Origin of the sequence: Silanimonas sp., from assembly GCF_044377035.1 — a bacterium.
Taxonomy (GTDB): domain Bacteria; phylum Pseudomonadota; class Gammaproteobacteria; order Xanthomonadales; family Xanthomonadaceae; genus Silanimonas.
In genome coordinates this window covers 60,239-85,963 of record NZ_JBILJW010000008.1, presented here as the reverse complement: position 1 = coordinate 85,963, position 25,725 = coordinate 60,239, and the positions used below count along the sequence as shown (strand labels likewise).

General features: G+C 68.1%; 28 protein-coding genes and 1 tRNA gene. 11 read left to right on the top strand and 18 right to left on the bottom strand.

The annotated features are described in order from the left end of the window. Nucleotides 1–93: 93 nt before the first annotated feature. Nucleotides 94–1,263 carry a WD40/YVTN/BNR-like repeat-containing protein gene (locus tag ACIQ6S_RS06280; protein WP_397607609.1) on the bottom strand — a complete coding sequence of 390 codons (1,170 nt, stop codon included), beginning with the start codon at nucleotides 1,261–1,263 and terminating at the stop codon, nucleotides 94–96. Between the two features lie 58 nt (nucleotides 1,264–1,321). Between ACIQ6S_RS06280 and ACIQ6S_RS06275 the strand changes: the two genes are divergently transcribed. The 3 genes from ACIQ6S_RS06275 (at nucleotide 1,322) to ACIQ6S_RS06265 (ending at nucleotide 3,815) form a co-directional block, all read left to right on the top strand. Further along, nucleotides 1,322–1,705, top strand: coding sequence for a TlpA family protein disulfide reductase (locus tag ACIQ6S_RS06275; RefSeq protein ID WP_397607608.1), 384 nt, complete (start codon nucleotides 1,322–1,324; stop codon nucleotides 1,703–1,705). Between the two features lie 61 nt (nucleotides 1,706–1,766). Continuing rightward, on the top strand, nucleotides 1,767–2,561 hold the full coding sequence (locus ACIQ6S_RS06270) for an alpha/beta fold hydrolase (RefSeq protein WP_397607607.1): 795 nt from the start codon (nucleotides 1,767–1,769) through the stop codon (nucleotides 2,559–2,561). Between the two features lie 111 nt (nucleotides 2,562–2,672). Continuing rightward, on the top strand, nucleotides 2,673–3,815 hold the full coding sequence (locus tag ACIQ6S_RS06265; protein WP_397607606.1) for an esterase/lipase family protein: 1,143 nt from the start codon (nucleotides 2,673–2,675) through the stop codon (nucleotides 3,813–3,815). An 82-nt stretch (nucleotides 3,816–3,897) separates the two neighbouring features. On the opposite strand, the gene ACIQ6S_RS06260 is transcribed toward ACIQ6S_RS06265, so the two are convergent. The 12 genes from ACIQ6S_RS06260 to ACIQ6S_RS06205 all read right to left on the bottom strand — a co-directional run bounded on the left by ACIQ6S_RS06260 (nucleotide 3,898) and on the right by ACIQ6S_RS06205 (nucleotide 15,412). Next, a complete protein-coding gene (locus tag ACIQ6S_RS06260; protein ID WP_397607605.1) occupies nucleotides 3,898–4,413 on the bottom strand; it encodes a YgjP-like metallopeptidase domain-containing protein in 516 nt (171 codons plus the stop codon). A 47-nt stretch (nucleotides 4,414–4,460) separates the two neighbouring features. Beyond that, nucleotides 4,461–4,718 carry a hypothetical protein gene (locus tag ACIQ6S_RS06255; protein WP_397607604.1) on the bottom strand — a complete coding sequence of 86 codons (258 nt, stop codon included), beginning with the start codon at nucleotides 4,716–4,718 and terminating at the stop codon, nucleotides 4,461–4,463. 4 nt (nucleotides 4,719–4,722) lie between these two features. Next, a complete protein-coding gene (locus tag ACIQ6S_RS06250; RefSeq protein ID WP_397607603.1) occupies nucleotides 4,723–5,040 on the bottom strand; it encodes a GIY-YIG nuclease family protein in 318 nt (105 codons plus the stop codon). Continuing rightward, nucleotides 5,033–5,695 (bottom strand): 4'-phosphopantetheinyl transferase family protein, encoded by a 663-nt coding sequence (locus ACIQ6S_RS06245; protein ID WP_397607602.1) that lies wholly within the window; start codon nucleotides 5,693–5,695, stop codon nucleotides 5,033–5,035. The genes ACIQ6S_RS06250 and ACIQ6S_RS06245 overlap by 8 nt, the downstream gene beginning before the upstream one ends. Nucleotides 5,696–5,769: 74 nt before the next feature. Beyond that, nucleotides 5,770–5,844: transfer RNA gene (locus ACIQ6S_RS06240), tRNA-Val, on the bottom strand. A 300-nt stretch (nucleotides 5,845–6,144) separates the two neighbouring features. Further along, nucleotides 6,145–6,750, bottom strand: coding sequence for a glutathione S-transferase N-terminal domain-containing protein (locus ACIQ6S_RS06235; RefSeq protein ID WP_397607601.1), 606 nt, complete (start codon nucleotides 6,748–6,750; stop codon nucleotides 6,145–6,147). Beyond that, a complete protein-coding gene (locus tag ACIQ6S_RS06230; RefSeq protein WP_397607600.1) occupies nucleotides 6,747–9,362 on the bottom strand; it encodes an EAL domain-containing protein in 2,616 nt (871 codons plus the stop codon). The genes ACIQ6S_RS06235 and ACIQ6S_RS06230 overlap by 4 nt, the downstream gene beginning before the upstream one ends. A 24-nt stretch (nucleotides 9,363–9,386) precedes the next feature. After that, entirely contained in the window at nucleotides 9,387–10,022 is a 636-nt protein-coding gene (msrA, locus tag ACIQ6S_RS06225) for a peptide-methionine (S)-S-oxide reductase MsrA (protein WP_397607599.1), read from the bottom strand. Then, nucleotides 10,023–11,582 (bottom strand): wax ester/triacylglycerol synthase family O-acyltransferase, encoded by a 1,560-nt coding sequence (locus ACIQ6S_RS06220; protein WP_297867212.1) that lies wholly within the window; start codon nucleotides 11,580–11,582, stop codon nucleotides 10,023–10,025. 37 nt (nucleotides 11,583–11,619) lie between these two features. Beyond that, nucleotides 11,620–13,059 (bottom strand): cryptochrome/photolyase family protein, encoded by a 1,440-nt coding sequence (locus tag ACIQ6S_RS06215; RefSeq protein ID WP_397607598.1) that lies wholly within the window; start codon nucleotides 13,057–13,059, stop codon nucleotides 11,620–11,622. After that, nucleotides 13,056–13,817, bottom strand: coding sequence for an SDR family NAD(P)-dependent oxidoreductase (locus ACIQ6S_RS06210; RefSeq protein WP_397607597.1), 762 nt, complete (start codon nucleotides 13,815–13,817; stop codon nucleotides 13,056–13,058). Before ACIQ6S_RS06210 ends, ACIQ6S_RS06215 begins: the two co-directional genes overlap by 4 nt. Beyond that, nucleotides 13,814–15,412 carry a cryptochrome/photolyase family protein gene (locus ACIQ6S_RS06205; protein ID WP_397607596.1) on the bottom strand — a complete coding sequence of 533 codons (1,599 nt, stop codon included), beginning with the start codon at nucleotides 15,410–15,412 and terminating at the stop codon, nucleotides 13,814–13,816. The genes ACIQ6S_RS06210 and ACIQ6S_RS06205 overlap by 4 nt, the downstream gene beginning before the upstream one ends. A gap of 92 nt (nucleotides 15,413–15,504) precedes the next feature. Here ACIQ6S_RS06205 and alr point away from each other — a divergent pair, with 92 nt between their 5' ends. Further along, complete coding sequence (alr, locus tag ACIQ6S_RS06200) at nucleotides 15,505–16,644, top strand: alanine racemase (protein ID WP_397607595.1); 1,140 nt, start codon at nucleotides 15,505–15,507, stop codon at nucleotides 16,642–16,644. 14 nt (nucleotides 16,645–16,658) lie between these two features. Here the strand turns inward: alr and ACIQ6S_RS06195 are convergent, their stop codons facing one another. From ACIQ6S_RS06195 to rpsF, 4 genes are all read right to left on the bottom strand, one after another. After that, complete coding sequence (locus ACIQ6S_RS06195) at nucleotides 16,659–18,050, bottom strand: replicative DNA helicase (protein ID WP_297867207.1); 1,392 nt, start codon at nucleotides 18,048–18,050, stop codon at nucleotides 16,659–16,661. A 188-nt stretch (nucleotides 18,051–18,238) separates the two neighbouring features. After that, nucleotides 18,239–18,688, bottom strand: a complete 450-nt coding sequence (gene rplI, locus ACIQ6S_RS06190; RefSeq protein WP_397607594.1) for a 50S ribosomal protein L9 — start codon at nucleotides 18,686–18,688, stop codon at nucleotides 18,239–18,241. Between the two features lie 95 nt (nucleotides 18,689–18,783). Further along, nucleotides 18,784–19,056, bottom strand: coding sequence for a 30S ribosomal protein S18 (gene rpsR, locus ACIQ6S_RS06185; RefSeq protein WP_297867205.1), 273 nt, complete (start codon nucleotides 19,054–19,056; stop codon nucleotides 18,784–18,786). Further along, nucleotides 19,056–19,466, bottom strand: coding sequence for a 30S ribosomal protein S6 (rpsF, locus tag ACIQ6S_RS06180; RefSeq protein WP_397607593.1), 411 nt, complete (start codon nucleotides 19,464–19,466; stop codon nucleotides 19,056–19,058). The genes rpsR and rpsF overlap by 1 nt, the downstream gene beginning before the upstream one ends. Before the next feature lie 322 nt (nucleotides 19,467–19,788). On the opposite strand from rpsF, the gene ACIQ6S_RS06175 reads away from it, so the two are divergent. Further along, complete coding sequence (locus tag ACIQ6S_RS06175) at nucleotides 19,789–21,087, top strand: M12 family metallo-peptidase (RefSeq protein WP_397607592.1); 1,299 nt, start codon at nucleotides 19,789–19,791, stop codon at nucleotides 21,085–21,087. Between the two features lie 94 nt (nucleotides 21,088–21,181). Here the strand turns inward: ACIQ6S_RS06175 and ACIQ6S_RS06170 are convergent, their stop codons facing one another. Then, nucleotides 21,182–21,523 carry a HesB/IscA family protein gene (locus tag ACIQ6S_RS06170; protein WP_397607591.1) on the bottom strand — a complete coding sequence of 114 codons (342 nt, stop codon included), beginning with the start codon at nucleotides 21,521–21,523 and terminating at the stop codon, nucleotides 21,182–21,184. A 131-nt stretch (nucleotides 21,524–21,654) separates the two neighbouring features. Between ACIQ6S_RS06170 and asnS the strand changes: the two genes are divergently transcribed. The 6 genes from asnS to nei all read left to right on the top strand — a co-directional run bounded on the left by asnS (nucleotide 21,655) and on the right by nei (nucleotide 25,696). Next, nucleotides 21,655–23,055, top strand: coding sequence for an asparagine--tRNA ligase (gene asnS / locus ACIQ6S_RS06165; RefSeq protein ID WP_397607590.1), 1,401 nt, complete (start codon nucleotides 21,655–21,657; stop codon nucleotides 23,053–23,055). Between the two features lie 24 nt (nucleotides 23,056–23,079). Next, nucleotides 23,080–23,373 (top strand): hypothetical protein, encoded by a 294-nt coding sequence (locus ACIQ6S_RS06160; RefSeq protein WP_397607589.1) that lies wholly within the window; start codon nucleotides 23,080–23,082, stop codon nucleotides 23,371–23,373. A 111-nt stretch (nucleotides 23,374–23,484) separates the two neighbouring features. After that, nucleotides 23,485–23,748 carry a hypothetical protein gene (locus tag ACIQ6S_RS06155; protein WP_397607643.1) on the top strand — a complete coding sequence of 88 codons (264 nt, stop codon included), beginning with the start codon at nucleotides 23,485–23,487 and terminating at the stop codon, nucleotides 23,746–23,748. Next, entirely contained in the window at nucleotides 23,745–24,518 is a 774-nt protein-coding gene (locus tag ACIQ6S_RS06150) for an SDR family oxidoreductase (RefSeq protein WP_397607588.1), read from the top strand. The genes ACIQ6S_RS06155 and ACIQ6S_RS06150 overlap by 4 nt, the downstream gene beginning before the upstream one ends. A 23-nt stretch (nucleotides 24,519–24,541) precedes the next feature. Beyond that, nucleotides 24,542–24,859 (top strand): PilZ domain-containing protein, encoded by a 318-nt coding sequence (locus tag ACIQ6S_RS06145; protein WP_397607587.1) that lies wholly within the window; start codon nucleotides 24,542–24,544, stop codon nucleotides 24,857–24,859. Between the two features lie 45 nt (nucleotides 24,860–24,904). Further along, nucleotides 24,905–25,696 (top strand): endonuclease VIII, encoded by a 792-nt coding sequence (gene nei, locus ACIQ6S_RS06140; protein WP_397607586.1) that lies wholly within the window; start codon nucleotides 24,905–24,907, stop codon nucleotides 25,694–25,696. The last annotated feature ends 29 nt before the right edge of the window (nucleotides 25,697–25,725 follow it).

Here is a 25,725-nt window from a genome sequence, read left to right as displayed (position 1 = left end):
GCCACGGCACGCAGGCCTCGATCCGCCCTTCAGCGTGTCCGGCGCAAGCACTTTGCGAGGTTCGCCCCGCGCGTTTCGCCCGCGCGGCGTGGCTCAGGGCTTGGCGACCGGCGCAGGCGCCGGGGCGGGCGGTGCCGGCAGGTCGGCCAGCGGCGGGCCGAAGCGGTACACGTCGGCACCGATCGCGTAGGCCAGCGGCCCATCCGGCGTGTGCAGGACGCGGATCTTGTTGACCACGCGGCCGAGGTCGACCGCCGTCCAGGTGGCCCCACCGTCGCGGGTCTCGAAGCCACCCTTGTTGCTGCCAACCCAGCCACGCTCGGCGTCCAGGAAGCCCACGCCGAACGCGCGCACACCGGCATCGTCCACGAGGGGCATCTCCGTCCACGTGCGGCCGCCGTCGGTGGTCTTGGCGACGTAGCGCTGCGACCTTGCCGGGTCGGGATCGTAGGACTGGATCGTCGCGTAGCCCACCTCGGGGGTCGGGAAGGCGCCTTTCCAGGTGATCTCGAAGCCGCGCGTCGAACGGTACACCGCCGTCCACGTCGCCCCGCCGTCCTCGGTGCGCAGGATGAGGGCGTTCGCCTGCTCGATGGCCGCGTCGGTCGCCGCGAACACGAGGCCACGCTGCGCATCGAAGAACTTCACGTCGACGATCATGCCGGCTTGGGCGGAGAGGTCGATCATCGACCACGTGGCGCCGCCGTCGAGGCTGCGCAGCAGGTGGGCCGGGCCGCCGACGCGGCCGCCCACATGCACCACGGTGCGATGGCCCAGCTCGCCGGCGTTGATGAAGGGCTCGTGCACGATGTCGATGGCGCAGACGCCGCGCATCGCCAGCACCGTCGGGTCGTCGACCGGCGTCCACGTGCGTCCACCGTCTGCCGTGCGATACAGCGGGCGGGTGTCGGTGACGCCGGGGAAGTAGTCGGTGCCGATGTTCCCGGCGAAGCCGTGTTGCGCATCGATCATGCCCAGTGCGCGGAAGTAGGTGCCCGGCGTGTCATGCACCTTGTCCCAGTGCCGGCCGCCGTCGCTCGTGCGGAAGATGCGACCTAGCCCGTTCGCGTAGAGGCCGTTCTCGGCGTCGACGAACACGATGTCGTCCTGTTTGCCGCGATACGCCTCGGTCGGGAGTGCTTGCCAACGTGAGTCCACGTGGATGGGCGAGGTTGCCGCAGGCGTTGCCGTGTCATGGGATGCCTGGGCGGGCAGGTTGGGGGCGAACAGGGCGAGGGCGAGGGCCAGCGGGGCGAGGCGCATCCGGGACGTTCCTTGGCGATCAGGCCACCATCCTGCCGACCCGGGCACTGCAGCGCCCGTGCCTGATGCCCGTGTGACTTCCGGGACAGACAGGACGTTTGTGGAGGCGGGGCGCCGGTTCCCGCACGATTCTGAAAACGGTTCACCACTCGCCGTCATTCGCGCGCACAGCGCGTTTGAGCACCACTTCGCCATGCACCCGCAGGCGCTGATCGTGTTTCTGCACGAGTACCGCATCGGCTTCCCGGTGTTCGTCGACGCCCATGACGACGGCGATCCGCTGCCACGCACGTTGCGCGCCTACGGCTGGCGCGGCACGCCGAGCCTCACGCTGATCGATCGCCAAGGCCGGGTGCGCTTCTCGCACTTCGGCGTTGTCGACGATCTCGTTTTGGGGGCGTGGGTCGGGAGGCTTCTCGCCGAGTCTCCGGCTCACCCTTGAAGCGATGACCCATCCTCGCCGAAAGTGGCAGCGTTGTTCAGGCGTTCGCTGAGGAGGTGGCATGCCATCGATCAAGCTACCGACGGGCTCCGTTCACTACACCGAGCATGGGCAGGGTGTCCCGCTTGTTTTGCTCCACGCCAACCCCGGCGACAGCAAGGATTTCGAGGCCGTTGTTCCCGCGCTTTCAAAAACCTACCGCGTTCTCGCGCTTGACTGGCCGGGCTACGGTCAATCGGCTCTTCCACAACAGCCTGAATGGGTTGGGGTGCTGTTCTTCTACCAAGTCCTGCGTGAGTTCCTGGCAGCGCTGGCATTGCCGCCCGCTTGCTTCATTGGAAACTCCCTTGGCGGCAATGCCGCTGCACGTCTCGCCGCAGAGTCACCCGAACTCGTCCGCGGCTTGGTGCTGGTTGCCCCGGGGGGATTCACGACCCCGAGTTTGGTTTCGCGCAACTTCTGCAAGCTGCAGGGCAGCCGGTTTTCTCTTTCGCCCCGCCGCTTTGCAAGTCTGTATCTCAAGCACCGCACAGCCACGACACGGGCCATGCTGGAGCGCGCGTCCACAATACAGGCCGCAGCACCACAGATCACGCTCAATCGTGCCGTCTGGCGTGGCTTCGCCACGCCGGACAACGACCTTCGAACCGTTGCGCCGAAGATCAAGGCACCCACATTGCTGCTCTTCGGCAAACACGATCCCGTGATTCCAGCCGGAAAAGACGGAAGGGTGGCAGCGCGATGCATACCTTCAGCGCAGTTCAAAGCTCTGCCATGTGGCCACGCTTCATTTGCGGAGGTGCCAGAGCTGTTTCTGGAAGAAGTACAGCCATTCTTGGCGGCATGTAGCGCCTGACAATTCAAGCAAGCCGACTCCGCATCGCGGCTCGATGTTGTTCAATACGTGGCGCGGCCTCTGCTAAAGCCGACCGTCGACGGCGCGGCCATTTCGTGCACTACTGTCCGGGTGAGCCCGCGCCGAACCACCGCCACCCGCAACCTCGCCGCCGCCCGTGGCGCGCTCCAGATCGGCGTGGCCGGCACCGTCGCCGCCGCCACGCTGGCGGAAGCCGTGCACATGGCGGTGCTGTCGACCACCCCATGGGGGATCGGGCGGCCCCTGGCGCGGACCATCTACGCGAGTGTCCGCGGCGTTGCGGGCCTTGCAGGGCAGGGCGGCGATCGTCTGCTGTCCCTACTGGCGCCTCGCCTCGGGTCTGACACCCGCCGACGCCTTTCGCCTCCCGTGCCGTTGGGCGTCCAAGCGGCGCTCAATGGGGTCCTCGGCGACCGGCTCGATCGGGTGGCCCCGGCGACGGTGCTGCCCATGCGCCTTCATCCGCACCGTTCGTCGCGCGTGGCGCGTCGAACGGCCGCAGCGGGTGACGTGGTCTTCGTCCATGGCCTGTGCATGCACGATCGCCATTGGCAAGACGAAACGGCAGACGCGGTCGATCTAGGTCGTGCACTGTCGATGGCCCACGAGCTACGGCCGCTTTACGCGCGATACAACTCCGGCCTGGCAATCGAAGAGAACGGTCGCCGTCTGGCAAAGATCCTCGAGCGGCGCGAGTTGCGGCCCGCCGGTACCGACCGGCCCCTGCATCTGGTCGCCCACAGCCTGGGGGGTCTGGTCGTTCGTAGCGCCATCGCCGCGGGTGTCGAGCACGGGCACCGCTGGCCGCAACGCCTCGGGCATGTGGTTTGCCTGGGGACGCCGCACGAGGGGGCTCCCTTGGAGAGGCTTGGCGCATCGATCGAGACGCTGCTAGCGCTCAACCGGTTTTCCGCACCATGGGTAATGCTGGGGCGCCTTCGCAGCATCGCGATTCGCCAACTCGGGGACGCCGCCGTGCCGTCATGGCCATCGTCGCTCGACGGCGTGCATTTGCATCTCGTGGCCGGGTGCCAGACACGGCGTGGTCCTCGGGCCGCGCACGAGCACTGGGGGGACGGGCTGGTCCCGGTCGCCAGCGCTTTGGCTCGATCCGTATCTCCGTCTGAGTTGCCGGTCCGCAGCCGACGGGTGTTCGACGACGTTGGGCACCTGAGGCTTTTGGGCCATCCGGACGTGACCGAGCACGTGCGGCGGATCCTTGCGGGACTCTAGGCATCGCCCCTGTACGAAATTACATAATATTCATTATGCGAACTACTGCTTGAGGCGTGATGGGTATCGGGCCATTCGGAATTCAAGGTTTGTGTGCCCTGTCTTGCACCCCCAACTCCCGCTGCGTCAGATACAGCCGCAGATCAAATTCCCACTGGTGATACTCCGGCGCCATATGGGTGCACAACTGGTAGAACGCCTTGTTGTGGTCGCTCTCCCGCATATGCGCCAGTTCGTGCACCACGATCATCTCCAGGAACTCCGGTGCCGCATCCTTGAACAAGGCCGCAATGCGGATCTCGCGGCTCACCTTCAGTCGGCTTCCCTGTACCCGCGACACCGTGGTGTGCGTTCCGAGAGCGTGCTTCAGCACCTGCAGCTTGCTGTCGTAAACCACCTTGCCCAACGGAGGCGACTGGCGAAGGTGCCGGTCTTTCAGTTCTTGGACGTACTCGTACAACTGGCCATCGCTGCGAACGGCGTGCCGATCCGGATACTTCTGCGCCAGCATCGCGTCCAGCCGGCCTTGCTCGATCAAGGCGCGCACCCGCTCCTGCACCGGTTCGGGATAGCCAACGAGGTACTTCAATGCCTGCATGAAGAGCCGAAATCACCGACGGTGTTTTGTGGGGGCGCGGTATCCGCTTAGCCCGGCGGAAGTTTCGACACCGCGCTGTAGATCTTCGCAGCGTTCGCGGCCGTCGTGCGGGCGGGATCGAGCTGCTGCACCATCGACGCGAGCATGGCGCCGACTTCGTCGATGCCCGGCGAGCGCACGGGCGGCACGGGCTGGGCCGCGGGAGCCGGCGTCGCCAGCGCTTCCGGCGTGCCGATGGGCGTCGGCCGGAACGGGGCGATGGGCAGCGTGGGCCCTAGAGCGGGGCCGAAGACCGGCGGGAGCATGTGCCTAGGGTCCGATGTGGGCGTCTGTCTTGGCGTGCGTTGGGTCGCGGTTTGACCGGCGTTCACCCCATTCCGCCATCCGCTCCAGCTTGCGGACGCGAGCCAGCGCCTTGAAGGCCCGTTCCTCCCGCAGTGCCTCGGGTTTACCGGCGACCGTGATCGCGGCGACGATGGCTTCCGGAGGGAACGCGCGGGTGAACTTGGCGCCCTTCCCTGCCCGATGCTCGGCGAATCGCGCCTCGACGTCCTTGGCGATGCCGCAGTACAGGCGATCACCGCGGCATCGGAGCACGTAGACGAACCAGCGTTCCGCCTCAGTCACCCTCGGCCTCGATACACACGGCCGCCCGGTAGCCCTCGGGCACGCCATTGAAGCCCTCGAAACCCAGCCAGCGGCGTCCCTCGTGCTCGTGGGTCCAACGGAGCGTCGTCGCGGCCGTCGGGGCGTCGGGCTCGTGCCAGAACCCGCCGACCTCGATCGTACGCGGCGCGATGCGGAGGCCACTGCCGATGGCCTTCAGCGTCGCCTCCTTCCGCGCCCACGCACGCGTCAGTGCGGCTTGGCGAAGCGTCGTGGGCAGTGCCCGCCAGGCCTCCAACTCGGGGATGGCCAGGATCTCCTCGGCGAGGCTGTCGCTCGGGCGGGCGATCAGGGCTTCCACATCGGCACCCAGCTCGCGCGGCCCCCAGGCCAGCAGGCCCACGCCGCCGCTGTGGCTCACGTTGAAGTGCAGCCCGCCGCCGGCCAGCACCGGCTTGCCGTTGGCTTCGATGCGGAAGCACAGGGACGACGGATCGGCGCCAAGCACTTCGCCCAAGGTGAGGCGCAGGCACTGGAACGAGGCGGCTTGGCGCTGGCGCAGGAGCGGCGTCGCTTTGCGGCCGACACGCTCGCGCTCGTCGCTCGACAACAGCGCGTCGTCCACGAGGACGGCATCGAGATCGAAGAAGCGGACGGAGAACGCGATGGGGACCACCCTGCTCTGCTCCATTCGTTCGGTCGCGGCGAAGATGCCGGGCAAAAGAAAAGGCGCCCGGGGGCGCCTTGTTCTGGTGGGCGGTACAGGTTTCGAACCTGTGACCCCTGCCGTGTGAAAGCAGTGCTCTACCGCTGAGCTAACCGCCCGTAAATCGGGACGCGAAGGATACGGGCATCACCCCATGGCGGTCAAATTTCCTCCGCGGGCTGGTCAAATCTTGAGCAAACCGCCTTGACACGCCGATTCCGTAAGGCCGCGCTGTGCTTGCTCCAGAGGCTGTCCAGACGCTTATCCACAACGCATGTGGACAAGCGGAAAGCCGCCTTCCGATGCTGGTCAAAAAACCAGCAGACCGCTTGACACCCTTGCCGCGCCAGCCGCTCCGGCCGCATTCCCGGAACTGTCCAGACAGCTATCCACAGGCGTTGGGGAAAAGCGGTTCCGACTCAGCCGAGGCCCACTGCCTTCATCGCGGCCTGCACGGCGGGGCGCGCACGGACGCGTGCGCCATGCGCGGCCAGCTTCGGCCAGTCGGCGAGGTCCATGCCCACGAACTGCAGCCAGTTCAGCACCACGAACTGGTAGCCGTCGGCCACGGTGAAACCTTCGCCGACGAACCACGTGCGCTCGCCCCACTGCGCCTCATGCTGGTCGAGGCGGAAGCGGATGCGCTTCGTCATGCCGGCCTTCTCCTCGTCGGAGAGGCCGGGCGCGAACAGCACGCCGATGCCCTTGTGCAGTTCGCTGTTGATGAAGGCCAGCGCCGACTGCAGGCGATAGCGCTCGCGCGTGCCATTGGCTGGCGCCAGCCCACTGGCCGGTGCGAGGTCGGCGATGAACTGCACGATCGCCGGGCCCTCGACCAGGATCTCGCCATCGTCGAGCTGAAGGGCGGGCACGTAGCCGAGCGGATTGATGGCGCGGTAGTCGGCGCCGTGTTCGGTGGTCTTGTTGCGCAGGTCCACCTTCACCAGTTCCACCGGGAATCCGGCTTCGAACAGGGCGATGGCGGGCGACAGCGAGCAACTGGCAGGGCTGTGGAAGAGCTTCATGGAGTGGGAGCCAACGGAGAGAGGGGAAGCCAGCGGTCGGCGAATTCTGAGGCCGGAACGGGCCGTCCGAACAGGTAGCCCTGCGCGTGCGTGCAGCCGAGTTCGCGAAGGGCATCGGCTTGGCCCGGGTGCTCCACGCCCTCGGCGACGGTGGCCAGGCGCAGCGGGCGCGCCATGCCGACGATGCTGCCGACGATGGCGTAATCGTTCTGGTCGGAAAGCATGTCACGCACGAAGCTCATGTCGATCTTCAGGCGATCCACCGGGAAGCGCTTGAGGTAGGCGAGCGACGAGTAGCCGGTGCCGAAATCATCGATCGACAGGGCGATTCCCGCATCGCGCAGCTCCCGCATCACCGCCAGGGCGTGGTCGATGTTGCGCATCAGCGCGCTCTCGGTCAGCTCCATCTCGATCTCGTCCGCGCCGATGCCGTGGGCTTCCATCGTCCGGCGTGCCCGGGCCAGTGCGTCCGGCGCGTCCAGCTGCTGGGCCGAGACGTTGATGGCCAGCCGCCCGGGCAGCGCCCTGCCCTGCGCCTTCCAAGCCGCCAATTGCCGGCAGGCCGCGCGCAGCACCCATTCACCGACGTCGAGCATCATCGATCGCTCTTCCGCGAGCGGGATGAACGACGCCGGCGAGATCGGGCCCAGCGTGGGATGGTTCCAGCGGATCAAGGCTTCGGCGCCACTCAGCCTGCCGGTGGCGAGTTCGAATTGCGGCTGGTAGTGCAGGCTGAGGGCATCGCCGCGCATCAGCGCGTAGCGGAGATCGCGGGCCAGCGCCACCCGCTCGCCGAGGCCACTGCTCATCTCCGGCTGGTAAAGACGGAAGCCGCCGCCCGCGCTCTTGGCGCGATACATGGCGATGTCGGCGTGCTTCATCAGTTCCTCGGGTGCCTGGCCGTCACCCGGGTACATCGCGATGCCGACGCTGGCCCCGAGGGCGAAGGGCTGGTCCTGCGCGACGATCGGTTCGGCCAGCGCCTCCATCAGCCGCTCGGCGCAAAGCGTGGCTTCGGGCTCGCTCGCGCCATCGGCGATCACAATGAACTCGTCGCCGCCCAGCCGGCCCAAGGTGTCGTCGGGGCGGACCACGTTGGCGAAGCGTCGCGCGACGGCAGCCAGCACGCTGTCGCCGATGTCGTGCCCGAGCGTGTCATTCACTTCCTTGAAGCGATTGAGGTCGATGAACAACACGGCGAGCGGCTGACGTCGCCGCTCCGCGCTCACCAGCGCTTGGCGCAGGCGATCGGTAACCAGGGCGCGGTTCGGGAGCCGGGTGAGCGGGTCGAAGAAAGCCAGCTGGCGGATGCGTTCGGCCTGCGCCTTGGTTTCGCGAAGGTCGACGGCGGTGCGCAGGTAGTGGCTGATCTGGCCGTCCGGCCCATGAAGCGCCACGACGGACAACCACACCGGCACCACGGCGCCGTCCTTGCGGCGAAGCAGCAGTTCGCCCTGCCAATGGCCTTCCGACTCCGCGTCCTCCTCGATGCTGCGGCCCTGCGTGGCCAGCGGCGACGCGGCGTGCAGGTCAGGAGGACGTCGGCCGATGACCTCCTCGGAGGTGAAGCCCGTGAGGCGCTCGAACGAACGGTTCACCCGCACGATGCGATGCCCGGCGTCGGTGACCACGACGGACTCCGTGCCCTGTTCGAACAGCGCCGCGGCCAGCATCAGATCCTCGTGGGCCGAGGCGCGCTGGATCACCAAGGACGCGAGGCTGGCCGATTGCCTGAGCAGGATGAGGTCGTCCGGTTCCGGCTCGCGCACCTCGTCGTAGTAGACGGCGAACGTTCCCATCGGACGCCCTTCGTCGTCGAAGACCGGCTCCGACCAGCAGGCGCGGAAACCGTGGGCTTCGGCGAGGAACAGGTAGGGCGCCCAGTTCGGATGGTTGAACACATCGGGGACGATGACCGTCTTTCCCAGCGAGGCCGCGGCGCCGCAGGAGCCGGCCGACGGGGAAATCTCAAGGCCCTCGAGGGCAGCGACGTAAGCGCTAGGCAATGACGGCGAGTGGCTCGCCTGAATCCGTCGGCGATCCTCCGACAGCAATTGCACCGAGCACCGGGCGCCGGCGAGTTGGTTTTCCACGAAGCCCACGAGTCGAAGCAGCAGGCTCTCGAGCGGCGCCCGGCGCCCCATCTCGTCCATCAAGTTCAACGTGAGCGCTTGCCAGGCTTCCAGTCGACGCCGCTCGGTGATGTCCATGAAGCTCGACACCGCGCAGGTGCCGAGCCCAGGGGCCTCGAACACGTCGGAGTCGACCAGCAACCAGCGGCGCTTGCCGTTCGGCAGCCGGATGCCCATGGTGACGCCGAGTTGCGCCTCGCCGGTGCGCAGTGCGACCGGCCCGGGATGGCGATCGCCCGGCAACGTGGCCCCGTCCGCGGTGATGGCGCCCCAGCGCGGATCGAGCGAGTCGCGCCCCAGCATCTGCTCGCGGCTCAATCCGAGCACGCGTTCCGCATCGGCATTGCAGTGGACGATCTGCCCGTCGGGGCCCTGCACGACGATCGCCACATGCGCAGCCCCGAGGATGCTCGAGGCCTCGACCGGCGATCGGTGGTGCTGCGGCACGGCTGCAGGGGCGCGATGGTTCTGGAGCGTCATCCTGAAGATCTCCAGGTGAGGCAATCAATCCGGCTGACGCCGGGTCCATGTCCCGAAGTGTTCGTAGAGCTTATCGAGCTTGGGCAGGGCGACGGCTGCCACGTACGGCTGGCCGGGGTTCCGCTCGGCGTACCGGTGATGGTATGCCTCCGCGGGGAAAAACGCGCCATGGAGCTCGAGCGTGGTCGCGATGGGGGCTGCGAACACGCCGGCGGCGTCGAGCTGGGCGATGTAGCCGGCCGCGACCTGTTGCTGGCGGTGGTCGAGCGGGAAGATCGTCGACCGGTACTGCGTGCCGACGTCGTGGCCCTGGCGGTTCCGTTGGGTCGGGTCGTGGGCGACGGTGAAGAACACCCGGAGCAGCGCGCCGAAGCTGAGCTTCGCCGGGTTGTAGCTGATGCGGATGGCCTCGGCATGGCCGCTGCGCCCGCTGCACACGGCGTCGTAGTTCGCCGTGGCCGCATCGCCGCCCATGTAGCCGGGCATCACGTTGAGCACGCCGTCGAGAGCGGCGAACACCGCCTCGGTGCACCAGAAGCAGCCGCCAGCCAGCACGGCTACCCCCATGTCGTCGTCGCGTGCGAGGTCCACGGCCGGCATCGGCACCTGGTCGGGGGCCACCTGCAGGCCCTGGCCGGGAATCGGGCAGAACGCGGCCACTCAGGCGGGCTCGTCGGAGAGGGGCATCAGCGCCTCGGCGTCTTCTGGGCCGAAGTCGTGCTCCCAGCCCGCCATCAGCGCGAGGTAGACCAGCTTCTCGAACTCGGGCTCGAATCGGCGGATCACCGAGTCCGGGTCGGGCATCAGCTTCGCATCGGCGATGAGGCCGAAATGCACCCGCCCGTTGTAGCTGAGGATGGAGACACCGATGCCGATGCCTCCGGTTTGCGGCACCCAGAACATCATGTCCTTGATCTTGCTGCCGGCGAGGTACAGGGGGCTCTGCGGTCCCGGCACGTTCGTCGCAACCGCGGTGGCTTTGCGCGAGAACAGCTCCAGCGCGACGCGCTGCAGCGGCACTGGCGCCATGCCCAGCGCAGCCAGCAGGCCGAAGGCCATGATCGCCTGCCGCGACTTGCGCAGCTGGCGCATGTTCGCCGCGACCTTCTGCAGCCGGGCCACGGGGTTCGGCTCGCCCACGGGCAGCTCGAGGAACACGAGGCCGAAGTGGTTGCCGAGCTGCTTGGCGTGTTCCAGCGGGCGCAGGTTCACCGGCACCGTGACGCGGATGTTGCGGCCGTCGAGGACTTCACCGCGCTCGATCAGGTAGCTGCGCAGCGCACCGGCGACGGAAGCGAGCAGCACGTCGTTGACGGTGCATTGGAACGCACGGCCCACGGCCTTCACGTCGGCGAGGGTGAGCGGCTCGGCCCAGGCGCAGCGCTTGCTCACGCCCAGCGGCATCTTCAGCACGGTGGACGGGTCGTCCTCGAGCGCCAGCGCGTAAGCGAGTTCTTTGGCGAGCTCCATGCCCTCGTTGGCGAGCACGCCGGCCAGCGAGGGATCACGGGCGAAATCCATGCCCTTCTCGAGCACCTTCTCGCCCATCTGGACGTAGCGGCCGATGGCGCCGACGCGCTGAGCGACCTTGGCGTGCTCTTCCTTCTTCAACCAGCGCTTCGTCAGCGGCTCGGACTTCTGCGGCTGGGCCTCGACGTCGGTCATCGAGAGCAGCACCTGCACCAGGGCGATGCCGTCGGCGTAGCAATGGTGGATGCGGCAGACCACTGCGGAGCCGCCGCCATAGCGTTCGACCAGGTGGAACTGCCACAAGGGCTTGGTCTGGTCGAGCGGCGTGCTCGCCATGTGGCTGGCGAAGCGTTCGAGCTCGCGCTTGCCACCGCGTCCTGGCAGGGCCGAGAGGCGCACGTGCCAGTCGATGTCGAAATCGGGATCGTTTTCCCAGTGCGGGCCCATCGCCGTCTCGACCACCTTCTGGCGGAAGCGGGGATAGGCGAGGAATCGATCCTTGATGACCTTCTTCAGGCGGTCGAGCGCCAGCGGCGACTCGAACATCATCACCGAGGTGATCATCATCAGGTTGGTGCTGCGCTCCATGCGCAACCACGCCGTGTCGACCCGCGACATCGGCTCGCGGCGACGGCGGCGTGGCGGCGGTGTTTCGGCCGACGGCTCCGGTGCCCCGGTGCGCTGCGCGGGCGTCCGGGCCTTGGCCGGTGCGCTGGATGCCGTGTCCCGCGTGGATTTCCGCGTCGCCATCGTCCCCTCCCCTGTTGGGGGCAGGATGCCGCGCTTGTCAGTCGTGCGGCAAGGACTTCGGGCCGGAATAGGCGGCCAGCGCCTCTGCGCGGCTGGCCTTGGGGTCGACGATGGGTTTCCGGGGATAGCCGGGGGCAAGGCGGGCGAGCAACTCGCCGTGCGTCCAGGGCTCGGCGAGCGCCGCCGCCGGGACCTTCGCCAATTCCGGCACCCAGCGCTGGATGTAGGCGCCTTTCGGATCGAACTTCTCGGCCTGCGAGGTGGGGCTGAAGATGCGGAAGTACGGCGCGGCGTCGGCGCCGGTGCCAGCCGTCCACTGCCAGCCTTGGGTGTTGTTCGGCAGGCTGGCGTCGACCAGCGTGTCCCAGAACCAGCGTGCGCCGTGGATCCAGTGGTAGCGCAGGTTCTTCGTCAGGAAGCTGGCCACCACCATGCGCACGCGGTTGTGCATCCAGCCGGTGGCGTAGAGCTCACGCATGCCGGCGTCGACGATCGGCACGCCGGTGCGGCCGCGCTGCCAGGCCTCGAGATGGGCGGGATCGACCTCCGCCCATGCGAACTCCTTGAACCGCGGGTTCATGTTGTCGTCGCTGGTGTGCGGGAAGTGGAACAGCAGGTGGTGGCTGAATTCCCGCCAGCCCAGTTCCGAGTGGTAGTGGTCCAGATCCGGCTGCGACTTGGCCGGCACGCGGGCCGACTGCAGCGCGGCGACGATGCGCCGCGGCGAGATCTCGCCGAAATGCAGGTGTGGCGACAGCTTCGAGCTGCCGGTGCGGTCGGGGAAATTGCGCTGCTCCTTGTAGCCGTGCAGTGCGCCGTCGATGAAGGCCTCGAGCAGTTCCGCGGCGCCGGCTTCGCCCGGCTGCCAGTGCTGCCAGAAGCCGAGATCCCATCCACCCTCGCGCTCGTGCGGGCGAAGCCCGAGCGCCTCGATGTCGAGCGCGGGGACGTTCGGCACCGCCGGGAGGGCCTTCGGGGCCTCGAGCGTCGTGTTGCCCTCCAGCGCCTGCCGCGCGTTCTTCCAGAAGGGCGTGAACACGCGATAGGGGTCGCCGTTGCCGGTCTTCACCGTCCAGGGCTCGGCCAACAGCGCGCCGTTGTGGCTTTCCGCCTGCAGTCCGGCGGCCTTGAGAGCCGCCTTGGTGGCCGAGTCACGGGCGATGCTGGCCGGTTCGTACAGGCGGTGCCAGTACACCGCTTCGGCTTCGCACTCCTTCGCCAGCGCCAGAAGCGTCTCGATGCTCGGGCCCTGACGGATGATGAGGTCGCTGCCGATCGCGCGAAGCGCCTCGCGAAGTGAGTGCAGTGAGCGGTCCAGCCACGCGTGCGAAGCGGCACCCGGCGCCCACGGGGCCTCCTCTTCCGGCGCGTGGATGTAGACCGGCACCGGCGCATGCCCAGCCTCCAGCGCGGCCTGCAGCGCGGGGTGGTCGTCCAGCCGCAGGTCGCGGCGGAACCAGACGAGCGCGCGGCTCATCCGGACACCTTCACCATCGGCCGCACCGCGGTGAAGCCGCCGTCCAGCGCGATGACCTGGCCGTTGATCCAATCGCCGCCCGCACCGAGAAGGAAGGCGGCGAGCGCCGCGGCGTCCTCGGCTTCGCCATGGCGGCCGAGCGGGTACTGCGCGCTGATCGCTTTCTTCGAGGCTTCGTTGGCGACGAGCTTCGCGGTCAGCGGCGTGGCCATCAGGCCCGGCGCGATGGCGTTGACGCGCAGACCCATGGCCGAGTGGTCGGCGGCCAGCGAGCGCACCAGCGCTTCGATCGCGCCCTTCGCCATCGCGATGGCGGCGTGGTTGCCGACGCCGATGCCCGCGGCCACGGAGGAGAACATCAGCAGGCGCCCTGCCGCGCTGCCGCCGTCCTTTTGCGCCTGTTGCAGCGCGGCCACGTAAGCCTTCGCGGTGAAGAACGCGGTGTCGAGGTTGGCGGCGAGGCAGTCGCGGTATTGGGCCTCGCTGGTGCGGGTGATGCCCGCCAGCAGGATCGCGCCGGCGGCGTTCACGACCGCATCGGGCAACGCGCCGAACGCGACGGTCGCCTCGTTCACGGCCTTGATCGCACCGGCCTCCGTCGCGACATCGGCCTCGATCAGCAGGTCGCCGTCCGCCGGATCGAGCCGTTCCAGCGAGCGCCCGGCGCGGGCGACGTGCCAGCCTTGCGCGCGCAGCGTGGCCGCGATGGCGCGGGCAATGCCGCCGGAGCCGCCGGTGATGAGGCAGGTCGAAGTCATGGGTTCGTCTCCTCGGGCACGGGGCCCGTCTGGAATGCGGGGTCGGGGGTGGGGGCGGCGCGCAGCCTCGTCCGCAGCGCAGCGGCGGCCTCGCGGATGGCGGCGAGTTCGGTCTCGGGCTTGCGTGCGAGGTTCTTCCACTGCAGGGCCGTGCGCGGGTGGCGCTCGAAGCGCTCGCGGTGGCGGTCGAGGAAGTCCCAGTAGAGCGTGGTGAACGGGCAGGCCTTCGGGCCGATGGCCTTCGCCGGGTCGTAGGGGCAATTCGCGCAGTAGTTCGACATGCGCTCGATGTACTTGCCGCTGGCCACGTAGGGCTTGCTGGTCATCTTGCCGCCGTCGGCGTATTGGCTCATGCCCAGCACGTTCGGAAGCTCGACCCATTCGACCGCGTCGACGTACACCGCGAGGTACCACTCGTGCACCCGCCGCGGTTCGACGCCGACGAGCTGGGCGAACAGCCCCGTCACCATCAGCCGGTGGATGTGGTGCGCGTAGCCGTGGTCGAGGGTCTGCCCCACGGCCTCGGCAAGGCAACGCATGTCGGTGGCACCGGTCCAGTACAGGGCCGGCAGCGGCTCCTGCGCGTCCAGCGCGTTGTCTTCGAGGAAGGCGGGCATGCGCAGCCAGTACATGCCGCGGATGAACTCGCGCCAGCCCAGCACCTGCCGCACGAAACCCTCGACCGCCGCCAGCGGCGCCCTGCCCTCCTGCCACGCCTCGACCGCCGCCGCGATGGCGCGGCGCGGGTCGAGGAGCTTGAGGTTCAGCGCGGCGCTGATCCGCGAGTGGTAGAGCCAGGGCTCGCCGGTCCACATCGCGTCCTGGTAGCGGCCGAACAGCGGCAGGCGGTTCGCGATGAAATCCTGCAGGGCGGCCTCGGCATCCTCGGGCGTCACCGGCCAGTCGAACGATTCAAGGCGCCCCGGATGCGCGGCGAAGCGGCGCTCCACCAGTGCGATGACTTCGCGGGTGGTGGCATCGGGCTCGAAACGGATCGGCGCTGGCAGGAAGCCGGGACCGCGCGCATCGAAGGCCTCGCGGTTGTCGTGGTCGAAGTTCCACTGCCCGTCGGCCGGCTGGTCGCCGTCCATCAGCACGCCCCGCTGCCGGCGCATTTCGCGGTAGAAGTACTCCATCCGGTACTCCTTCCGGCCCTTGGCCCAGCGCGCGAAGTCCTCGCGGCTGGCGAGGAAATGCGCGTCATCGCGTTCGATCCATCGAACCCCCGCCTCGCGGCACACCGCCGGCAGCGACTGCGCCAAGCGCCATTCCCCCGGCGTCACGGCAATGACGGCCTCGGGACGCAGCCGGGCGAGGTCTTCGGCCAGCGCCGCCTCCAGCGTCGGAGCGTGGTGATCGTCCATCGCCCGGTAGTGGACGGTGGCACCGCGGGCGCGAAGTGCGTCCCGGAAGTGCCGCATGGCCGAAAGGAACACCGCGATCCGCGGCTTCGACGACCACACCTGCGTGGCCTCGTGCGCCACCTCGGCCATCCACACGGCGTCGAGTGCCGAGTCGAAGCCATCGAAGGCCGCCGCGTCGAGGTTCAGCTGGTCGCCGAGGACGACAACGAGGTGGCGGGGCGCGGTGGGCATGGGCGAAGTGTGGACAGCGCGGCGTGCAGGGCACGTGGCCGACGGCCCTTTCCTGCCCGCAGCGCGCCATGCCGGCCCCCTACAATCGCGCCATGAGCGACCTCGCCAGCCAGCGCCCCACCCGCATCCGCGTCGATCTCGACGCCCTCGCCCACAACCTGCGGGGCATTCGCCGACACACCGGTCGGGCGGTGATGGGCATCGTCAAGGCTAACGCCTACGGCCATGGCCTCATCCCGGTGGCGCAACACCTCGAAGCCCAGGGCGTCGACCAGCTGGGTGTCGCTTTCGTCGAAGAGGGCATCGCGCTGCGCCGCGCCGGCGTGCGGACACCGATCCTCGTGATGGGCGGTGTCTACGGCCGACAGCTCGGCGACTTCATCGCGAACGACCTCGCCATCACGGTTTCCTCGATCGACAAGCTCCGCCTCGCCGAGGCGGCCGCCGAAGCGGCTGGCATGCGCGCCCGCGTGCACCTCAAGATCGACACCGGCATGAATCGCATCGGCGTGCAGAGCGATCGCGCCGGGCCCCTGCTCGCAGCGGCGCTGGCCTCGGCCCATTGCGTGATCGAGGGCGTCTACTCGCACCTCGCCTGCGCCGATGATCCCGGGCACCCGATGACGGCGCAGCAGCTGGAACGCTTCATGGGCGTGTGTGCGCAGGTCGAGGCGCTGTGCCAACGGCTGGGCACGCCGATGCCGATCCGGCACCTCGCGAACTCGGGTGGCGTGCTGCATTTCCCGGACAGCTGGCTCGACATGGTGCGCCCCGGCATCGCGCTGTTCGGCGCCCTGCCCGACCCGGCTTCGAACGACCCGATCGGCTTGAAGCCGGTGCTGGCACTGACCTCGCGCGTCGTCTATTTCAAGGTGGTCCGTGCCGGCGCGACGGTGAGCTATGGCGCGACGTGGACGGCCGGCACCGATACCCGGGTGATCACCATTCCCATTGGCTACGGCGACGGCTGGCCGCGAAGCCTGTCGTCCAAGGGCGAGGTGCTGGCGCGTGGGCTGCGCAAGCCAATCGTCGGGCGAGTGTGCATGGACCAGTTCATGGTCGATCTCGGGCCGGAGGGCACGGCCTACAACGACGATGCGGTGGTGTTGATCGGCGCACAGGACGGTGAGTCGATCCGCGTGGAAGCGGTGGCCGAGCGGGCCGGCACCATTCCCTACGAGATCCTCACCGGCCTCAACGAGCGCATCCCGCGCGAGTACGTCGGCGGCTGAGCCGCCAGCCCGCCTTATTCGAAGCTGCCCACCGAATCGCGGGCGAGGTTGTCGAAGCGCGTGTACTCGCCGAAGAACTTCAGCTTGACGGTGCCGGTGGCGCCGTTACGGTGCTTGGAGATCAGCACCTCGGCCAGGCCTTTGTCGTTGCTGTCCTTGTTGTAGTAGTCGTCGCGATAGATGAACAGGATGATGTCGGCGTCCTGCTCGATGGCGCCGGATTCGCGGAGGTCGGACATCACCGGGCGTTTGTCGGTGCGCGATTCGAGGCCGCGATTGAGCTGCGACAGCGCGATCACCGGCAGGTTGAGTTCCTTCGCCAGCGCCTTCAGCGAGCGACTGATCTCGGAGATCTCGGTGGCGCGGTTCTCGCTGTTGCCCGGCACCTGCATCAGCTGCAGGTAGTCGACGACGACGAGGCCGAGGTCGTGCTCGCGCTTCAGGCGGCGGGCCTTGGACAGCAGCTTGGCCGGCGACAGCGCGGGCTCGTCGTCGATGAAGATCTTCGACTCCGAGAGCATCTTCATCGCCATGGTGACGCGCGACCAGTCCTCGTCCTCGAGCTGGCCGGTCTTCAGGCGCCCCGCGTTGATGCGGCCAATCGAGGAGATCAGTCGGAACGCGAGCTGGCTGGCCGACATTTCCATCGAGAAGATCACCACCGCCTTCTTCGACTTCAGCGCGGCGTACTCGGCCATGTTAAGCGCCAGCGTGGTCTTGCCCATTGCCGGTCGCGCGGCGAGCACGATCAGGTCGGAGGGTTGCAGGCCGGCGGTCATCTCGTCGAAATCGGTGAAGCCCGTCGGCAGGCCGGTCACGGTGCCCTGCGTCTCGTAGCGCACCTGCAGGAGCTCGAAGGCCTCCTTCATGGCCTCCTTCAGCGAGACCATGTCCTTGCGACCGCTGCGGTTCTGGTCGGCGATCTTGAAGACGCGCTGCTCCGCTTCGGCAAGCAGGTCCGGCGTTTCGCGGTTGCCCGGGGCGAAGCCGTCCTCGGCGATTTGCGTGCCCACCTCGATCAGGCTGCGCAGCACCGACTTGTCGCGGACGATCTCGGCGTAGGCGCGAATGTTGGCGGCCGAGGGCGTGGTCTGCGCCAGCTCGACGAGATAAGGCGTGCCACCGACCTGGTCGGCCAGCGCGTGCGACTCGAACCAGTCGCCGAGCGTCACGGCGTCGTAGGGCCTGCTCTTCTCCGAGAGCTCGGAGATGGCCTTGAAGATCAGCTGGTGGTCGCGGCGGTAGAAATCCGTGTACGACAGCAGGTCGAGGATCTTCTCGAGCGCGTAAGGATCGAGCATCAGGCCGCCCAGCACCGCCTGCTCGGCGTCGATCGAGTGCGGCGGCACGCGCAGCGCCTCCACGCGGGGATCGATCGAGGCTCGGGGAGGAAGTCGTGCAGCCATCTCGGGGGTTCTACTCGGGGCGTCCCAGCGGTCGTACAGCGTAGGCGCGTTGGTGCCTTTGCCGTTGCAGACAAGTCTGTGGATAAGCGGTGGGAATCGTCGTCGCCTGGCGTCTCACGCTTTGCGACGGCGCCAAAGAAAACGGGCGCCGCGAGGCGCCCGTCTTCAACAACCGTGTACGGCAGGGATCAGGCGGCTTCGGCCTTGACCACGACCTTGACGGTGGCTTCGACGTCGGCGTGCAGGTGCACGACCACGTCGTACTCGCCCAGCGCGCGGATCGGGCCCGCGAGCACGACTTCCGACTTGGCGACCTGGTGGCCGGCTTTCGTCAGCGCCTCGGCGATGTCACGCGAGGTGATCGAGCCGTACAGCTTGCCTTCCGGCGAGGCGTTGGCGCCCAGCGTCACGTCGACGCCGTCCAGCTGCGCCTTGCGGCCTTCGGCGCCCGACAGCAGGGCCTTGGCCTTGGCTTCGTACTCGGCGCGCTTGGCTTCGAACGCGGTGACGTTGGCTTCCGTCGCCGGCACGGCCTTGCCGTACGGGATCAGGAAGTTGCGGCCGTAGCCCGGCTTGACGCGGACCTTGTCGCCGAGGCCGCCGAGGTTGACGACCTTCTGCAGGAGGATCAGTTCCATTTCTATTCCTTAAACGTTAGCGGGCCCTTGGGCCCGCAGCGGGTGCTGTCCGTTCGGACGAGTCACGCGGCGCCGCCCGGGGGCGGCGCACGCGATCAATTGCGGTGGCTGTCGCTGTACGGCAGCAGGGCCAGGAAGCGCGCGCGCATGACGGCGGCGGCGAGCTGGCGCTGGTACTTCGACTTGGTACCGGTGATGCGGGCCGGGACGATCTTGCCCGTCTCGGTCAGGTACTGGCGGAGCGTGTTGAGATCCTTGTAGTCGATCTCCACCACGTCTTCGGCGGTGAACTTGCAGAACTTGCGGCGGCGGAAGAACTTCGAGCCACCATCGCTGCGGCCCTTGCCGCGGGGGGTCTTGGGCTTCATCAGGCAGCCTCCACGCTGTCGTTGTCGTTGTCGGCCGTACCTTCGCCGTCTTCGTCACGGCGACGGCGTTCGCCGCGCTCGCTCTTCTCGTCCTTGCTCTTCAGGATGGCCGACTGCTCGGTCACAGCTTCATCGCGGGCGATGACGAGGTGGCGCAGGACGGCGTCGTTGAAGCGGAAGCTCTCGACCAGTTCCTTGAGCGTGGCCTGGCCGCACTCGATGTTGAGCATCGCGTAGTGGGCCTTGACGAGGTTGTTGATCGGGTAGGCCAGCTGGCGGCGGCCCCAATCTTCCAGACGGTGGATGGCACCGCCGGCGGCTTCGATCGACGCCTTGTAGCGCTCGATCATCGCCGGCACCTGCTCGCTCTGGTCCGGATGGACCATGAAGACGATCTCGTAGTGACGCATGGAATGTTCCTTTCGGATGGCGGCCTTGCGGCCGGTCAGCCCCCGGCGGTTGCCGTGGAGCAAGGTCTGCCCGTGGGCAGCCCGCGATTATTCCGGCAAAAGCGTTTCTGATCAAGCGCTTCCGTGAATGCCAGCCCAAGGGCGGTGTTACAGTGTTACATCCAAGTCTTTGATTTCATTGAGTTACCTTCATTTGACGACGGCGTGAAGGCGGCGTATCCCCGTGGGCAGGGAGCCGGCCCGGGGCCACTTCCTTTCAGGCGCTGCCCCCACCCGGGCCGGAATGGGGCTTCGCCACTCCAGGGGAACCAACGAAATGAGCGTGAACCCGATTCTGACCCGGGCGGTCGGCGCCTTGGCGCTTGCCGTCTCGTCCATCGCCGCTGCGGCGCCGGATCCGAACGACGCGGCGTGGCAGGCGATCCTCCGCGACCCATCGACCGCCGATGCGCAGCCGATCCTGCTTGACGCCGCCTTGGCCAAGCGCAGCAACGCGAGCCTCGCCGACGACACCTTCCTGCAGCTCGACCTCGGCCGTGGCCGCCAGGTTGAAGCCATGCGCCTGCGCAGCCACGTGACCAGCGGCGGCGTCGAAGTGTGGCAAGGCCTTGTCACCGACACTGCGGACCTCGTCTCCGGTGCCACCGAGATCGCCGACGATCCGATGAACAGCGCCATCCTCGTGCGCAACGGCAGCAAGATCACCGGCAGCGTGCGCGTGGAAGGCCAGCTCTATCGCATCCTCCCGCTGCACGACGGCACGCAGGTGGCGGTGAAGGTGGACGAGTCGCGCATGCCGCCGGACCATCCCTACTCCTACGCGGGCGGCAGCCTCAGCCTGCCCGACCGTCCCTACGGCTTCCGCGCGCCGCGCTGGAACTGGACACCGGAGGCGGATGAGCCGACGCGCTACAACGAAGTCTTCGGCGACGCCGCCGTGGGCCCGACGGCCGTGGCCAAGGCCAATACCGTGATCCGCGTGATGGTCGTCGCCACCCAAGCCGCGGCCAACGCCAGCGGCGATCTCACCGGCCTGATCAACCTCGCCATCACCGAGAGCAACCAGGGCTACACCAACAGCGGTGTCCAGATCACGCTGCAGCTCGCCGGCCTCTCCACCACCACGTACACGGAGTCGGGCAGCTTCAGCACCGACCTGTCGCGCTTTCGCGGCACGACGGACGGCTTCATGGACAACATCCACAGCCTCCGCAACCAGAACACGGCGGACGTGGCCATGATCGTCCTCAACAACAGCACGTCCTGCGGCCTCGCCTCGGCCATCGGTGCCACGGCCACCACGGCCTTCGCCTCGGTGTCGCGCACCTGCACCACCGGCTACTACTCGTTCGCTCACGAGATCGGCCATCTGCAGTCGGCACGTCACGACCCCGCCAATGACCCGACCACCCGTCCCTACGCCTATGGCCACGGCTACCAGTCGCCGACCAAGGCCTGGCGCACGATCATGGCGTACAACTGCTCGCCGAGCTGCCCGCGCATCAACTACTGGTCGTCGCCGTTGCGCACCTATGGTGGCCAGGTGATGGGCACGTCGACGCGCAGCGACAACGCCCGTGTCCTCAACAACACGCGGGCGACGATCTCGTCCTTCCGCTGATCGTTGCGAGTTCGGCGGCGCTCCGGCGTCGCGGAACCAACATGGAAACGGCGCCCTCGGGCGCCGTTTTCCTTTGCCGCGCTCCGGGGCGGGCTCAGGCGGGCAGATCGTCCCGGGTCGTGAAGCTCTCGCCGCAGCCGCATTCGCCGGTGGCCTGCGGATTGCGGAAGACGAACTCCTGGTTCAGCCCGCGACGCACGAAATCGATCTCGGTTCCATCGACGTGCGGGAGGCTCGCGGCATCGATGAACACCGACACCCCGTCGGCCTCGACCACGGTGTCGCTTTCACCGGCGGCCGTCGCCACGTCGACGACGTAGGCGAAGCCGGAGCAGCCGTTCTTCCGGACACCGAAACGCAGGCCGGCGCCGCCCGGCTGCTGGGCGATGTACTGGCGGGCGCGATCGATGGCGGCGGGGGTGAGCGAAACGGGCATGCGGGGGTTCGGTGCGGGTCGTTGCGGAAGGATGGGCGCCAGTGTAGCGCTGCCCGTCCCGCCAGCCACTGCAGGCTGCGTGAAGGCTGGCCGCACGGTATCCTCGCGGGTCCACGTCCAAGGCCCATCGCATGAGCGTCATCAGCATCCAGCAGGCCCTCGCCGGCCAGCCCGCCCCGGGAACCACCGTCACCGTGAAGGGCTGGGTTCGCACCCGCCGTGACTCGAAGGCCGGCCTGAGCTTCGTGAACGTGTCGGACGGCTCCTGCTTCGCGCCGATCCAGCTGGTCTGCACCGGTGACCTCGCCAACTACTCGACGGAAGTGACGAAGCTGAGCGCAGGCTGCTCGGTGGTCGCCACCGGCACGCTGGTGCCCTCGCAGGGCCAGGGCCAGGGCTTCGAGATCCAAGCCACCAAGATCGAGGTGCTGGGCTGGGTCGATGACCCGGAGACCTACCCGATCCAGCCCAAGCCGCATTCGCTCGAGTTCCTGCGCGAAGTGGCCCACCTGCGCCCGCGCACCAACCTGTTTGGCGCGGTCACCCGCATCCGCCACTGCCTCGCCCAGGCCATCCACCGCTTCTTCCACGAGGACGGGTTCTTCTGGGTCAACACGCCGATCATCTCGACCTCGGACGCCGAAGGCGCCGGCCAGATGTTCCGCATTTCAACGCTCGACATGATGAACCTGCCGCGCAAGCCCGACGGCAGCATCGATTTCTCGCGCGACTTCTTCGGCAAGGAGGCCTTCCTGACGGTCTCCGGCCAGCTCAACGTCGAGGGCTACTGCCTCGCGCTGAGCAAGGTCTACACCTTCGGCCCGACCTTCCGCGCCGAGAACTCGAACACCGCGCGCCATCTTGCCGAGTTCTGGATGGTGGAGCCGGAAATCGCCTTCGCCGACCTCAACGACGACGCCAACCTCGCCGAGCGCTTCCTGAAGTACGTGTTCAAAGCCGTGCTCGAGGAGCGCATGGATGACATGCAATTCATCGCCGAGCGCGTGCAGAAGGACGCCATCACCCGCCTGCAGGCCTTCATCGACGAGCCTTTCGAGCGCATCGACTACACCGAGGCCGTGTCGCTGCTGCAAAAGGCGCCGCATAAGTTCGAATTCCCGGTGGAATGGGGCCTCGACCTGCAGACCGAGCACGAGCGCTGGCTCACCGAGACGCACGTGGGCCGCCCGGTGGTGGTGATGAACTACCCCGAGCAGATCAAGGCCTTCTACATGCGCATCAACGACGACGGGAAGACCGTCGCGGCGATGGACGTGCTGGCCCCGGGCATCGGCGAGATCATCGGCGGCAGCCAGCGCGAGGAGCGCCTCGACGTGCTCGACGCCCGCATGCGCCAGTTCGGCCTCGATCCCTCGCACTACGAGTGGTACCGCGAATTCCGCCGCTACGGCAGCGTGCCGCACGCCGGCTTCGGTCTCGGCTTCGAGCGCCTCGTGGTCTACACCTGCGGCCTGTCGAACATCCGCGATGCCATCCCCTACCCGCGCGCGCCGGGCCTGGCGACGTTCTGATGCCAGGGCCGGGTTCGACGCGCCATGGATGATTTCATCCTCTTCCTGACGCTGGGCTTGGCCGGCTCCGCCGGCCCAGCCCACATCGGCTTCCGTTTGCTGGCCCACCGGCACCACCGCGACCGTGGCTGGCCCTTCGCCGAGGGCACCGAAGACGGCCAATGGGGCTACAGCGCCTGGCTGATGAAGCGCGGCTACGCGCGTGACGCCGACCGCGACATGGCCTTCTTCGGCTTCTGGGCCTTCTTGAGCGGCTGGATCGCTGCCATCGCCATCGCCTGCGCTGCCGTGATGATCGTGATGCGCCAGTACCCCTGATTGGAGACACCCATGAGCATGAACAGCGGTATCGAGAGCGATTTCGACGGCGAGTACGACGAGCGCAGCCCGGTCGTCACGACCGCCTGGTGGGTGGCCTGCCCGGCGCGGATGCTCGTCTGGGCGCGGTTGCAGGTGCGCGAATCCGGCGTGGGCGACGTGCTGGATTGCGACGGCCAGGTGTTGGTGTACGACAGTGAGGACACGGCCCGCGCCGCGTTGATGGATGCCGAGTTCCGCGCCCTCGATGGCTTGGACGATGACGACGTGGCCGACTGGGGCATCCTGCTCGAGGACCTGATCCCGCCGGAAGGCGAGCACGACGACGATCTCGTGCCGCAGATGATGCGGGCCCTCGAGGTGCCGCAGCGGTGAGCACATTGGACGGTCGCCTCGCGCTGGTTTGTGGGGGCTCGGCAGGCATCGGACTCGCCTCGGCACAGGCTTTGGCGGCGGTGGGCGCGAAAGTGCGGCTCTTGGCACGCACCGAGGCGACCCTGCGCGCCGCGCTCGCCACCCTGCCCGGCCATGGACACGGATTCATCGTGGCCGACGCCTCGCAGCCGGAATCGCTGGCGCGGCACGTGCACGCCGCGATCGGCGATGAGCCCGTGGCGGTACTGGTGAACAATTCCGCGGGTCCGCCCCCGGGCGCCATCGCGAACGCCAGTGCGGCCCAGTTCCTCGACACGCTGCAGCAACAGCTGCTCGCCGCGCACGCCCTCGCCCAGCACCTGCTTCCCGGCATGCGCGCCGAGGGTTTCGGCCGGATCATCAACATCATCTCGACCTCGGTGCGCGAGCCGATCCCGAACCTCGGCGTGTCGAATACCGTTCGCGCCGCGGTCGCCGCCTGGGCCAAGACGCTCGCCACGGAAGTGGCCGCCGACGGCATCACCGTGAACTCGGTGCTGCCGGGCTTCACCAAGACCGCGCGACTCGCCCAGATCCTCGAGAACCGGGCCCGCAGCACCGGCCGCACGTTGGCCGAGGTGGAAGCGGAGTTCCTTTCGGTGGTGCCGGCCGGCCGCTTCGCCGAGCCCGCCGAGGTGGCGGCGGCGGTGGCCTTCTATGCCTCGCCCGCCGCCGGCTACATTACCGGCACCACGCTCGCGGTCGACGGCGGCCGGACCAAGGCGCTGTGACCGCAATGCCCCGGGACGAGGCCATGGACGCCCAGAATCGACGCGACAACGAACGACTGCCTTTCGCCGCCGAGGTGCTGGTGGCTTGCCCGGACCGCGGCTGGCGCAGCGCGGTGCTCGATCTTTCCCCGGGCGGCTGTGCATTGCTGCGTCCGGCCGGTTTCGAGCTGCACATCGGCGCGGTCGTGACCCTGTACTTCCTCACCCGCAACGGCCCGGGCCCGGGTGTTGGCGCACGCGTGGCGCGTTTGGGGCCGCGCGATGTCGGCTTCGAATACCACGACGGGCAGACCGTGCCGCCCTCGCTGCACGCGACGATCCCGGCCGCGGCCCGCGGCTGAGTCCCGTCGACGTCTCCTGCATCGTCGATGGTCGACGATGCAGGAATGCCTGAAGGTCCTGAAATCCGCCGTGCCGCCGACGAGCTGGCCGAAGCCCTCGTCGGCGCGCCGATCGTCCACGCCGAGTTGAACCTCCCGGCACTCTCCAAGCGCGCCCGATCGCTGGTCGGACACCGCGTGGTGTCGATCACCCCACGGGGCAAGGCGCTGCTGACGCGCTTCGAACACGGGCTGACGCTCTACACGCACAACCAGCTCTACGGCCTGTGGCGCGTCGCAGACGCTGGGGAGCGTCCGGAAACGACGCGCAGCCTGCGTGTCGTTCTCGAGTCGGCGACCAAGGCGCTTCTGCTCTATTCCGCCTCCGACATCGCACTCATGGACGATGCCGGCCTCGCCGCGCATCCCTTTCTCGCCAAGCTCGGCCCGGACGTGCTCGATGCCGACACGACGGTGACGGCCGTGCGGAGGCGCCTCGGTGAGCCGGCCTTCGCCGGGCGCCAGCTCGGGGCCTTGCTGCTGGACCAGGGCTTCCTCGGCGGGCTGGGCAACTACCTGCGCTCGGAAATCCTGTTCGACGCCGGCCTGCTGCCGATGCGCCGCCCGAAGGACCTCGATGCCGAGGAGCGCAAACGCCTGGCCGACGCCTGCCTGCGCATTCCGCGCCTCAGCTACGCCACCCGCGGGCGCCGGGGGAAGGCCTACAGCGCCAAGGGCGGCTTCCGTTTCATGGTCTTTGATCGCGAAGGCGAGCCCTGCATCGCCTGCGGCACGACGGTCGAGCGGCAGGAGGTCGGCACGCGTCGGCTGTACTGGTGCCCGCGCTGCCAGGCCTGAGGGGCCCGAACCTGTCCGTACGGGCCGCG